The following is a 12,094-nucleotide window of genomic DNA, read 5'->3' on the forward strand; positions in this document are numbered from 1 at the left end:
CTGGAATTCTCTTACTTTGGAATTTCATTATATACCAACAAACAAAAATTTTTACTTTTTTAGGTCATTAAATATGAAAAAATTTAATAAATTTACAAGTAACGGTTGATTATAATAAAAATAAATTAACAAAAACAATTAATTAAATAGAAAGCAGGGTTACAAACAATGAAATATATTATCGCTGAAAACCAATTATCAGATTTAGAAGCACGCTTACAATGCTGATTAAAGAGTTTTTACCGAGGTAAAAACTATCATAAAACTAAAAAACGAATTAACAGTTATTTAAACCTATGCAAACAATTTTATACCGAAAAAAATACTTTAAAATCATTAATTAAAAAACACTTCCACAATATTGATATAACTTTTTATCGCTGAGCTAAAAAAATTATTAATGGTTATTATACAAATGATTTTGATAATTTAATAATTAAATCAACAAAACCATTAAAACCCCTTTATCAATTTAACATTAAGAGTCGTAAAAAAGTATGTGATTTATTTTACAAATACAAAAATATCAAAGCTGGTGGTGTTTGGTCATTATATAATAATCTACTTAGAGGCGAGCATGACGCCCATAAATATGATTTACCAAGAAATATCAGAACATTTTATCGTTGAATTAAAAATGACCCTCGTTATGATAAAATTAGACAAAAAATTAAAGAAAACAAACGCTATTATCACCGTTATGAAGTAAAAGATATTGGATTAATACAAATGGATGCTAAACACTTTCCCAAGTCAAAATATCCGGTAGAAAAAAATATGTATGTTTATGACTTTATTGATGAAAAGACAAGAATGGCATTTGGTTATGTTTATGATAGTTTAGGAACTAATAATGCGATTAATGCTGTGCAAAGAGCAATATATGATTTTAAGAAGTTTGGAATAGAAGTTAAGCGAATTAGAACCGATAATGCCCCTGAATTTACTACTACTAATTGAAGTAATAAAAATGAATATAAGATAAAAGAAAGACCTTTTAGTAAATAGACTTCTTGCAAAATTAATTTAAAATATAATTGAATTGTTGTTTTTAATAAAAAGGTGGAATTTAAATGAAATTTAAAAAAAATAATCAAATAAGTGATAAAAATTTTTTAAGATTAACTGGTATTAAACATACTACTTTTAATAAAATGCTAGAAATTTTAAAAATAGAAGAATTAAAAAAGAGATTTCGTCGCGGAAGAACCAATAAATTATCATTAGAAAATCGTATTTTAATGACTTTAGAATATTGAAGAGAATATAGAACTTATTTTCATATTGCAAAAAGTTATGATATTAGTGAAAGTAGTTGTTATAGAAATATCAAATGAATTGAAGACACTTTAATAAAACACCCTAATTTTCAACAACTTACTGGTCAAAAATCACTATTAAAAGATTATTTCAAAGATAAGACTGTTATAATTGATGTAACTGAAAGCCAAATCCAACGCCCAAAAAAAGACAAAAACAGCACTACTCAGGAAAAAAGAAAAAACACACAATAAAAACACAAGTTATAATTGAAAAAGATAGTAAAAAAATTATTAGTTCTGATTTTTCTTATGGTAAAAACCATGACTTTAAAATTTTAAAAGATTCAAAAATTAAATTTTTACCAGAAACAACTGTTTTAGTGGATTTAGGTTATCAAGGCATACAAAAAATTAATCATAATGTTTTAATTCCTAAAAGAAAATCAAAGAAAAACCCTTTAAATAAAGAAGAAAAGCAAAATAATGAGCGAATTTCAAAAATGAGAATTGTTATTGAAAATGTTTTTGCTATACTTAAAAAATTTAAAATTATTAGTGAAAAATATCGAAATCGTAGAAAAAGATTTGCTTTAAGATTTAATTTAATAGCTTCAATTTATAATTTACAACTATTAGTTTAAATATATTTGATAATTTAAAATTTCAGTCTTTTTTTATTGTAAATAATAATTTTTATTATGTTTTAATGACAAAATATTTGTAAAAATAATCTAAAAATTATTTTAATAACACTTTTATATTTATTTTAAATTTAAAAATTATAATTATCATATTAATTTTGCAAGAAGTCTAATATTTAAAAGATAATAAGATAATACATGAAACAACACCAATAAGGTCACCACAAAGTAATGGTAAGATAGAAAGATTTCATAAGAATTATAATAATTTATTATTGTTAGATGATATCAAAAGATTTAATACTAATGAATTACAAATATATTTAAATGAATATTATTACTTTTATAACTTTCAAAGGAATCATTGAACAATAAAAGACACACCATTCAATTTTTTAAATAAACTTTTAAAAACCTCTTGAAACTAACATATGTCTGTGCTATAGTACAATTTTTCAGGAATTTACCAAAAAATTAACTGAACGAATGTTAAATACGGAAATTAAAGATTATCTTGAAACTGATGAGAATCATAATAAAAGAAATGGCAACACACAAAAAACCATTATTACTAAAAATGGTTCAATCGCAATTGATGTACCAAGAGATCGAAATAGTACTTTTGAACCAGTAATTATTCCGAAAAGACAAAGAAGATTTGATAACTTTGATCAAAAAGTAATTTCTTTATATGCAAGAGGAATGACAATTTCTGATATCAAAGCACAATTGCAAGAATTCTATCACGGAGCAGAAATTTCAGAAAGTTTAATTAGTCAAATAACTGATGATGTTATTGAAGAAGTTAAAATGTGACAAACTAAACCTTTAGAGAAGATTTATCCGATTGTTTATTTTGATTGTATTGTTGTTAAAGTAAAGCAAGATAAACGAATAATAAATAAAGCAGTTTATCTTGCCTTAGGAATTAATTTAGATGGTTTAAAAGATATTTTAGGAATGTGAATTAGTGAGAATGAGGGAGCCAAATTTTGACTTAATAATCTTACGGAAATGAAAAATCGTGGGTTACAAGATATTCTTGTTGCTTGTAGTGATAATTTAACTGGGATGTCTGATGCAATAGAAGCTGTTTTCCCAAAAACACAGCATCAATTATGCATTGTTCATCAAATTCGCAATAGTTTAAAATTTGTTCCTTACAAAGATCGCAAACTTGTAGCTAATGATTTAAAATCAATATTTATACAGCAATTAATGAAGAAATAGCGTTAATTGCTTTAGATCATTTGTCAGAAAAATGAAATAAAAAGTATCCACAAATTACTAAATCATGAAAAAATAACTGAAATAATTTAATAATTTTTCTTGAATATCCTCAGGAATTTAGAAGAATTATTTACACAACTAATGCGATTGAATCTGTTAATAGTCAATTAAGAAAAGTCATTAAGAATAAAAAGATTTTTCCTAATGACGCATCAGTTTTTAAAATATTTTATTTAGCATTTCAAAATATGGTTAAGAAATGAACGATGCCAATTCAAAATTGGGGTAGTGCAATTTCACATTTAATGATAAAATTTGAAGACAGAGTGAATTTAAGTTAATTACTTAGAAACACAGTTAATTGTACAGTCCCTGAATTTTTTTTAAGGCTTCTTTAAGACTAGATTGTAATTTACTGATTTTATTTTTAAGTTACGATAACTAGCTTCAGGATTAATTGTTGTTTTAGTTACACATAAAGTAGAATTTGTTTGTTTTGCTACTAAAAAATATAATTTTTGCATATCAGAAGTAATAATTGAATTTTCGTTAATTAATTCTTTGTTCATATTTTCAATAACTCATTGTTTTTGTAAACGTTTGGTGTTTGTGGATTTAACATAAATATTGTTATTATTATCAATTGCCATTTGAATACAGCATTTAGTATTAGTTGCGAATGGGTCAAGGTGAATTCTTCGTGAATCAGTTTTATATTTGAAATTTCCTTTATGGATTTCTTTAATAAATGTTTCATCAATTTCAATGATGTCACTAAGTTTCTTAAAGTATTTTTGAGTTTTTGCTAATTGTTTTGATTTCATTAATTTTTGACGATTATATCAAGCAGTTTTTAATGTAGTTTTAATAAAACGAGAAATTGTTTTACTAGATTGCCCCAGCAATGAAATTTGAATCAATAAATTTCATTGTTCATAATTTAAATGACTTCAATAAATAAAATGATTACGAAAAGCGTCAAAACTTGCACGGCAATTTTTACATAAATATTTTTGTTTTCCTTCTGAATTATGTCCATTTTTAACGCAATGGTAAGATTCACATTTAGGGCATTTAATACCTTGCGCTCTAAATTTTTGATCAATTTCATTTAACCGTTTTTGTTTTTTTATTAATTCTGCTTGTTGTTTGACTTTTTCATAAAATTCTAAAAATTGATCATCTGTTAAAGTATTTACTAGTTCTTGAATTATTTTTTCCATAATTATTATCCACCTCTATCATATTAAAAATATACCTAAAATTAAGTATATTCAATAAATATCAAGAGTTTTCGACAAAATTAAAAATTATTTTTACTCTTTTTAATTGGCAATAATGTATTTTTATGAACATTTTGCAAACCTTGATATCCTGAATCGGCAATTAATTCTAATTTTGGATTTATAAGTGTATTTGATTTTAAAAATAACTTATAATCATGAGTACTGCCATAACAAAAATCTACTGAAATAATTTTATTGTTAAATAAATCAATAATTATTTGCGATTTTAATGAATGTTGCCTTTTCTTACCAGAAAATAATAATTTTAGTTTTTTTTAATTCTTTCAATTGGAATTTCTGTAGCATCAATTGCTAATAAATTATTAGTAGTACCCTTATTTTCTAATAATATCTTTTTGCCAGGTATATGAAAGTGACTATTTTTTATTAGAGTATTTTCAACTCAAAAGATATTACGAATACAACTAACATGACTAATATTATATTTTTTTGCAATAATACGATATGTACTATATTCTTTTCAGTATTCTAAAGTCATAAGTAATCTTTGCTCTATTGATAATTTATTTGGTCTACCACCAATTTGTTTTTGTTTAGCTTCACCTTCTTTTAAAATTTCTACCATTTTCATGAAAGTTTTATATTTTATGCCTATTAAACTATAAAATTCGTTTTCGTCTTTGTATTTATCTAACATTTGTACTTCACCTAGGAAATAATATTATCAAAATAGTAGATAAAATTAAAGGTTATGTACCAAGTCTATTAAATCATGGAATTTTTGGTGCTTTAATAAGCATTGCGTTTTGTGTTTCTTTTAAAAGATATTTCTTAGTATTTAAGAAAATGTTTTCAATGTTTTTCATAATAAATTACCTTTCTTATTTGTTATAAACTAAGTTATATTAACTAAGTTAGTTAACTTAGTTTTTTAAACACTTATATATCGCAGATTTAAGTGTTTAACAAGCTTTGTTAGTAAATTTTGTTTTTTTTTTTTTATTAGATAAAGATTTAAATAATTTTAAACTTAGCATACCCCTATATTAGAAATTTCTACACTTTAACATCCGCATCCTGCCCTTGGAACTAATTTAATAGCGTGTATATTTTTAGGAAATCCACCCATTCATTTTTTATTGCAAAACGAAACAAATTGCTATAGTTAATAGGGTGTTATCTATTAACTGGTAAGACTTCTTTTGGTTATGGCGACCACCCACAATTTATCGTGTTTTAATACATACCAACATTATTAACTCACTTGTATTTAATTTTCAAAGAACAAATTTTAACACCTTATAAAATAAAAAGACAATCATTGCTGACTGTCTTAATACTTATTCAAATCTTTACCTACCTAACAAAACTTTATGCGCCCAAATAATTAACAGCCAATAAATCCTTTAAATAAAAAAATGTTAATAAATAATTTTACAAAAATGTTGATAAAAATTATTTTTTAAATTCTATCAACATTGCTTCTTCATTTGTAAAAAGAATTAAAAATTTATTTCTTTTTACTATTTTAAAATTCCTTCAATTTCTTTAATTTTATTAATTGCTTCTTGAAAATTTTTAACCTTAAAAATTTTCTTTTTACTAATATCATTGTATTGTAAACTACCTGATATCATCTCATTAATACCATATCCAGGAATTTCCGCAACATCAATATTTGATTGATACAACCTAAAATCACTATAAACACATATTAAATATTTTTCTTCGTGCAAACATTGTTCAAAGGCAAAACCATATTCCATATATGTCCCACTATCACGGCCATCAATATCAAATATTACATATTTTGACCTTTTAATTTCTTCATAATCTTTTTTAAATATCTCGTTATTTTTTGGCGTAGCATTTTCACTATTAAAACTAAATTCAATTGGATTTAAAATTTCAAAATTACTACCTAATTGCTTTCTTAAATTTATTCCTTCTGCTCTTCGCTGATTTTGTTCTGCTTCACTAAATAATGGTCCCGCATTATAAACAAATATTTTTTTCATTCCGATTGTCCCTTTCCAAACACTTATCTTTTAATATCTCTACGAAAGTGGTACCTCTTTCGTAAAGATATTATATTTAAAATATTGCTGGCAAAGTTGCCAATTTATGAACAAAAATTCCAAAATTATTATTTAATTTCTAATCCCAAGAAGTAAACTTTTGTAAATATTCTCTAATTGCTTGTTTCATATAAGATGTCCCATGTTGTTGAAAATATTTCTTCTTACAAGCACTATCTCAACCCCCATACATCGCATTACCACCAATAAGTGAATAAGATTTATACCAACAAATATTTTCCTTAATAATTTCCTGAATCTGCTTTTTTTCTAAAAGCAAAGTATCAACTGATTGCCCACAATTAGCATAATATTTTTCTAATTTTATAGATAAGTATTGATAAAATAAAAAAAGTCATCAACCTGACTTCTAAAAATTAATTTTATTAAATTTTAGAATTAGTGGTTATAAATTAAAATACAACAAGTTTGATTGTTGATAAGGATTTAAACCATAATGTTGATATTTTCATTTTCATAAGTTGAGATAATCTTGAATGTTAGTAAAACCAATGCCGTGATAGTGAGTGAGAAATTCTTTTATACTGGATTGAACTTTGCTAACATTTTTTAAATTAAAATAACTACCTTTTTTAGAAGCATTATGTTTAACTTGTTTTAATTTGCATTTAGTTTGTACTGCAACTAAATCATATAAGGGGTGCATATCTGTTTTTAAAAGCGAATTTTCTTTAATAAGTTTGTTAGTTAAATTATCTTCAACCCATTTTCGTTTTAGTCTTTTAGTGTTGGTAACTTGTGCATAAATATTAAGGTTTTCATCAATAGCTACTTGAATACAACATTTTGTATTTTTAGCATTAGGTTCAATATAGAGTTTTCTTGGGTCATCTTTGGATTTAAAATTTCCTTTATGAATTTCTTTAATAAAAGTTTCATCAATTTCAATGATGCCACTAAGTTTCTTAAAGTATTTTTGAGTTTTTGCTAATTGCTTTGATTTCATTAATTTTTGACGATTAAATCATGCTGAAAGTGTTGAAGTGTTGATAAAACTAGCAATTATTCTTGAAGATTGCCCTAACATAGAAATTTTAATTAATAAATCTCATTGTTCATAAGAAAGTTTACTACGATAAGTAAAATGATTTCTAAACGCATCAAAACTACTTTTGCAATTTTTACATAAATATCTTTGCTTATCATTTTTAAACCCGTTTTTTACACATTTAAAAGATTTACAATCAGAAGATAAATTATACCTTTCTTTTTAAATTTATTATCAATAATTACTTTTAATTTTGTCGAAAACTCTTGATAAAATAAAAAAAAATCATCAACTTGATAATTTTAAAAGGCTTTTATGTAAAATTACTATTTTTACTTTAACTTTTTTATACATTAAAATATAATATCGCTGTTTGTTGGTTTGGAGTTAAACCCTTATGTTGGTATTTTCATTTTCAGAGATTTAAATAATTTTGAATATTAGTAAAACCTAAACCATGATAATAGACTTCTTGCAAAATTAATATGATAATTATAATTTTTAAATTTAAAATAAATATAAAAGTGTTATTAAAATAATTTTTAGATTATTTTTACAAATATTTTGTCATTAAAACATAATAAAAATTATTATTTACAATAAAAAAAGACTGAAATTTTAAATTATCAAATATATTTAAACTAATAGTTGTAAATTATAAATTGAAGCTATTAAATTAAATCTTAAAGCAAATCTTTTTCTACGATTTCGATATTTTTCACTAATAATTTTAAATTTTTTAAGTATAGCAAAAACATTTTCAATAACAATTCTCATTTTTGAAATTCGCTCATTATTTTGCTTTTCTTCTTTATTTAAAGGGTTTTTCTTTGATTTTCTTTTAGGAATTAAAACATTATGATTAATTTTTTGTATGCCTTGATAACCTAAATCCACTAAAACAGTTGTTTCTGGTAAAAATTTAATTTTTGAATCTTTTAAAATTTTAAAGTCATGGTTTTTACCATAAGAAAAATCAGAACTAATAATTTTTTTACTATCTTTTTCAATTATAACTTGTGTTTTTATTGTGTGTTTTTTCTTTTTTCCTGAGTAGTGCTGTTTTTGTCTTTTTTTGGGCGTTGGATTTGGCTTTCAGTTACATCAATTATAACAGTCTTATCTTTGAAATAATCTTTTAATAGTGATTTTTGACCAGTAAGTTGTTGAAAATTAGGGTGTTTTATTAAAGTGTCTTCAATTCATTTGATATTTCTATAACAACTACTTTCACTAATATCATAACTTTTTGCAATATGAAAATAAGTTCTATATTCTCTTCAATATTCTAAAGTCATTAAAATACGATTTTCTAATGATAATTTATTGGTTCTTCCGCGACGAAATCTCTTTTTTAATTCTTCTATTTTTAAAATTTCTAGCATTTTATTAAAAGTAGTATGTTTAATACCAGTTAATCTTAAAAAATTTTTATCACTTATTTGATTATTTTTTTTAAATTTCATTTAAATTCCACCTTTTTATTAAAAACAACAATTCAATTATATTTTAAATTAATTTTGCAAGAAGTCTAATATATATATATATATTATACAAAAATTCGTAAAATCATTAGAAAAATGGCAAAGCCAATTAAAAACTGAAAGGTATAGTAAAAGGCAGGTACCGTTTTAAAAATTGGAAAAATGGCAGTTGAAAAATTAACTGTTGCTTTTGCGATGATTGCTAGTGGGCGTAAAATGGTAATAATTTGTGACGCTGTCAGCATTCAGTTAATCATTTTGATACCAGCATTTTGAATGGCACATCCAATATCATTAAAAGTTGGTATTCATCGTCCTGAATATTTGCAATTTGTTGGCGGAATCAAGTCGTCTCATTCCGAATTTGTTGAACCATCAGGTATAAACGCCGTGGAATTAAGGACATTAAAGTCATAGATTTTAAAATTGTAGTTAGAAATATTTACTTTATGGTACAAAGGAAAGGTTAAGGTAAAAATATTAATACCATAGCGAATATCAATATCGGTATTAAGATAATTAATTTTGTTATTTGTTGGTTCAGATGGTAGAGCAATTAGCTTATTATCATAGGATTTAAGGACATTAAATTCTATTTTATAGATACTGTTATTATTTTTAATAGCATTATAATTTTCTTGGTGCGTTTTTTTATCAAAAGTAAAGAAGTAACTTCTTAGTAATAATTCCGAATTACCAATAACATTGATTAAATATTTTTTGGGATAAAAGGTAATTAACGAGCGATAAAAAAATCCAATTTGAATAAAGTAATCTTTCTTATAGTTTTCTACGCCCTTAAAGTTAATTTCGGTATGAGTTTTTTCGTCCATATCAAAAGTTGCATAAAATAAACTGGCAAAGAAATTGCCAAGAATTTCGTAGATTTCATCAAAAATATTTTTATAATTGTTACCGTTAATAGTACGAATGTTGTTTTTAAAATAAAGGTAAATGTCATTTCTTAATTCAGGGTCGTATCTTAAGAAACTAAATCTAATATTAAGATAATTTAACACTCCAAAAAGATACTTAATTAGGTAATAATCGTTAGCATTCACAGTATCATATTTTCAAATTTCCTTTTCACCGTGTAATAATTGTAAATAATTGTTTCCGGCAATTAGGGTTTTGTTAAATGCCTTGATTTTAAGGATATTTTCATTAATATTGTTTAAATCTGTTGATGTTTTGTGATAAAAGTAGCTTTCGTTTTTAAAACCGTAATTTTTAATCATAAATTCTTTGTAGTAACCTTTTTCTAAAGTGTCAATGAAATTGAATACTGGCGTTCAATAAAGATAAGAGTAATTAAATTTATCAAAATCACCACGATGAATCATTAAGTAATCAAGGTTCTCAATGACATCATTATAGTTATGGTTGCCATCAAAATTAGTTGTTGTTGTCGGTAATTCAATATCGGTACTGTCTTTTTCAATTTCAATTTCAAAATCATTTATTTTTTCTAAAAAGTAATCTTTTGTAAGATTATTATTGGTTCAAACATTTAACTCTGTACCTTGTGCTTTGATTGTTATTTTTTTATTAATTACTCATTTATCATCTTCATTTTCTATTTTTGTTCCGTGTGTAGTTATTAATTTTCTAATTTTTTCTTGTTTATCTTGATTATTTTGAAATTTTTGTGTAAATAGAAAAGTAAAGTTGTTTAAATTTTTTAATTCTGGTAATTTTTCATTTAAATTGCTATTATCTTTTTTATATATTTGAACTCGTACAATTTTTGTATTTGAAATTCAAAACTCTACTTTTTTTAAGCCTTTGATTTCAAAATCATAAACTTTATTGTTTTGTCTTTTATTTCTAATTAGGGCTTGTGTTGTTATTTCATCATTATTAATGTTTGGTGGAATAGTAAAAATGTTATTGAAACTAATAATTATCATGGTAAATATTTTCATAAACATTTTTTATCACTCCTTTTTAAAATATTTTATTTTTCGTTGTTCTTTTTTTATTTTTTTAATAAGTCACTCAATACCACAATTTATAATTACCGCTATTGTAATGCATATATCTAAATATCCTAGTATCATAAGTGAAATTAATGCTTCAAATTTTTCATATAATAATTTCAAATCATTAATTTCCAATTTTAAAAATGAAATGAAAAAGATAATAATCATAAAAATATAAGGCAAAATTCTCCATCAATATTTTTTTAAAGAATTAATGAGTTTGTTTCATTTCATTTTTCAAGGCTCTTTTTGCTTTAATTTTCTTAACAATAAGTCAAACTAATTTTTCAACTTGAAAAGCAATAAATATCGCAGTACCAAATCAATAAACAAACAATCCGAGCAACATAATAACAGTATTTAAACCAAAAAACTTATACATATCTTTTTCAATAAAATCAATAAATTCTCTATTTGTGCCCATTATCCACTTAGTATCTAATAAAGTTAAAGTTCAAAGTATTAAGCTTATAAAGATGAAAATGATACTTAATACGATTTTTAACCACTGCTTTTTAAAAGAATTTTTAATTCTTAATTTTAATGGCATTTTTTCTTTTGAATTATCTTTTTTAAATAATTTGCCTAAAAGTTTTTTCATTTTAATTCTCCTTTCATATTTTTTATCGTCCTTTAATCACAATAAATAAAGCAATCAGCACACAAGTGACGCCAAGAATGGTAAAAATTGGGTGTTGCGAAAATGTCCGAGCCATTGGTTTAAATAGTTCTAAAATTGTTAAATTACTAGTAATAAATTTTTGGAAATTAGCAAGACCTTCGCTAATATAGTTCGTTAAAGTTTCAAAATGACTACCAGCTAAAAGTCCAAGAACAGTTATTAAGATAAAAATAATAATTAGTTTAAACATTTTTAGTTACCTTGTTTTGTTTTTATCGGTTTTACTTGTTTTTTAACTTTTCCTCAGGCACTTAAACGACCTTTATTTTTAACTGCATATTGGCGTTGTTTTTCTAAATTAACTTGTTGACTACCAAATCCAAGAATAATTGCCATAAGAAATTCTACGGCCAGCGTTAAGAATAGAGGAAATATTAGTTGAATATTCGTTCCTGGTACTTCCAAACTTCAAATTAAATCAAAAACTTTATAAAGCATTTGGGCGAGAAAGTCGGCCATTTTTGCGAGATTTTCCATTT

General features: G+C 24.0%; 15 protein-coding genes and 2 pseudogenes. 4 read left to right on the forward strand and 13 right to left on the reverse strand.

Annotated features, from left to right (window positions below; all coding sequences use genetic code 4):
* The first annotated feature begins 168 nt into the window (after window positions 1–168).
* From AAHM82_RS08000 to AAHM82_RS08010, 4 genes and pseudogenes are all read left to right on the forward strand, one after another.
* Window positions 169–1,008 (forward strand): transposase family protein, encoded by an 840-nt coding sequence (locus AAHM82_RS08000; RefSeq protein WP_342263570.1) that lies wholly within the window; start codon window positions 169–171, stop codon window positions 1,006–1,008.
* Window positions 1,009–1,073: 65 nt separating this feature from the next.
* A complete protein-coding gene (locus AAHM82_RS14150) occupies window positions 1,074–1,514 on the forward strand; it encodes a transposase family protein (protein ID WP_342263396.1) in 441 nt (146 codons plus the stop codon).
* Entirely contained in the window at window positions 1,511–1,903 is a 393-nt protein-coding gene (locus AAHM82_RS14155) for a transposase family protein (protein WP_342264845.1), read from the forward strand. The genes AAHM82_RS14150 and AAHM82_RS14155 overlap by 4 nt, the downstream gene beginning before the upstream one ends.
* Before the next feature lie 429 nt (window positions 1,904–2,332).
* A pseudogene (locus AAHM82_RS08010) lies at window positions 2,333–3,474 on the forward strand (IS256 family transposase).
* A 42-nt stretch (window positions 3,475–3,516) separates the two neighbouring features.
* Here the strand turns inward: AAHM82_RS08010 and AAHM82_RS08020 are convergent.
* The 13 genes and pseudogenes from AAHM82_RS08020 to AAHM82_RS08065 all read right to left on the reverse strand — a co-directional run bounded on the left by AAHM82_RS08020 (window position 3,517) and on the right by AAHM82_RS08065 (window position 12,092).
* Window positions 3,517–4,356, reverse strand: a complete 840-nt coding sequence (locus tag AAHM82_RS08020; protein WP_342263572.1) for an IS1/IS1595 family N-terminal zinc-binding domain-containing protein — start codon at window positions 4,354–4,356, stop codon at window positions 3,517–3,519.
* Window positions 4,357–4,436: 80 nt separating this feature from the next.
* Window positions 4,437–4,682 carry a transposase family protein gene (locus AAHM82_RS14160; RefSeq protein WP_425289021.1) on the reverse strand — a complete coding sequence of 82 codons (246 nt, stop codon included), beginning with the start codon at window positions 4,680–4,682 and terminating at the stop codon, window positions 4,437–4,439.
* Window positions 4,683–4,684: 2 nt separating this feature from the next.
* Window positions 4,685–5,077, reverse strand: a complete 393-nt coding sequence (locus AAHM82_RS08025; RefSeq protein ID WP_342263426.1) for a transposase family protein — start codon at window positions 5,075–5,077, stop codon at window positions 4,685–4,687.
* 826 nt (window positions 5,078–5,903) lie between these two features.
* Window positions 5,904–6,398: a nucleoside 2-deoxyribosyltransferase gene (locus AAHM82_RS08030; protein WP_342263573.1), complete on the reverse strand. Its 495-nt coding sequence runs from the start codon at window positions 6,396–6,398 to the stop codon at window positions 5,904–5,906.
* Window positions 6,399–6,864: 466 nt separating this feature from the next.
* Window positions 6,865–7,506, reverse strand: a complete 642-nt coding sequence (locus tag AAHM82_RS08035) for an IS1595 family transposase (RefSeq protein WP_342263574.1) — start codon at window positions 7,504–7,506, stop codon at window positions 6,865–6,867.
* Between the two features lie 84 nt (window positions 7,507–7,590).
* Window positions 7,591–7,674, reverse strand: a pseudogene (locus AAHM82_RS14165) (transposase-like zinc-binding domain-containing protein); the annotation flags it as partial.
* Between the two features lie 139 nt (window positions 7,675–7,813).
* Window positions 7,814–7,945, reverse strand: a complete 132-nt coding sequence (locus tag AAHM82_RS08040; RefSeq protein ID WP_342263575.1) for a hypothetical protein — start codon at window positions 7,943–7,945, stop codon at window positions 7,814–7,816.
* Window positions 7,946–8,103: 158 nt separating this feature from the next.
* Entirely contained in the window at window positions 8,104–8,496 is a 393-nt protein-coding gene (locus tag AAHM82_RS14170; protein WP_342264845.1) for a transposase family protein, read from the reverse strand.
* Window positions 8,493–8,933, reverse strand: a complete 441-nt coding sequence (locus tag AAHM82_RS14175) for a transposase family protein (protein ID WP_342263396.1) — start codon at window positions 8,931–8,933, stop codon at window positions 8,493–8,495. The genes AAHM82_RS14170 and AAHM82_RS14175 overlap by 4 nt, the downstream gene beginning before the upstream one ends.
* An 83-nt stretch (window positions 8,934–9,016) precedes the next feature.
* Window positions 9,017–10,882: a hypothetical protein gene (locus tag AAHM82_RS08050; protein ID WP_342263576.1), complete on the reverse strand. Its 1,866-nt coding sequence runs from the start codon at window positions 10,880–10,882 to the stop codon at window positions 9,017–9,019.
* Between the two features lie 262 nt (window positions 10,883–11,144).
* Entirely contained in the window at window positions 11,145–11,534 is a 390-nt protein-coding gene (locus AAHM82_RS08055; RefSeq protein WP_342263577.1) for a hypothetical protein, read from the reverse strand.
* Between the two features lie 22 nt (window positions 11,535–11,556).
* Window positions 11,557–11,805 carry a hypothetical protein gene (locus tag AAHM82_RS08060; RefSeq protein ID WP_215826579.1) on the reverse strand — a complete coding sequence of 83 codons (249 nt, stop codon included), beginning with the start codon at window positions 11,803–11,805 and terminating at the stop codon, window positions 11,557–11,559.
* Between the two features lie 2 nt (window positions 11,806–11,807).
* Window positions 11,808–12,092, reverse strand: a complete 285-nt coding sequence (locus AAHM82_RS08065; protein ID WP_338967899.1) for a hypothetical protein — start codon at window positions 12,090–12,092, stop codon at window positions 11,808–11,810.
* Between the last annotated feature and the right edge of the window lie 2 nt (window positions 12,093–12,094).

This window comes from Spiroplasma endosymbiont of Clivina fossor, from assembly GCF_964031115.1.
Taxonomy (GTDB): Bacteria; Bacillota_I; Bacilli_A; order Mycoplasmatales; family Nriv7; genus Nriv7.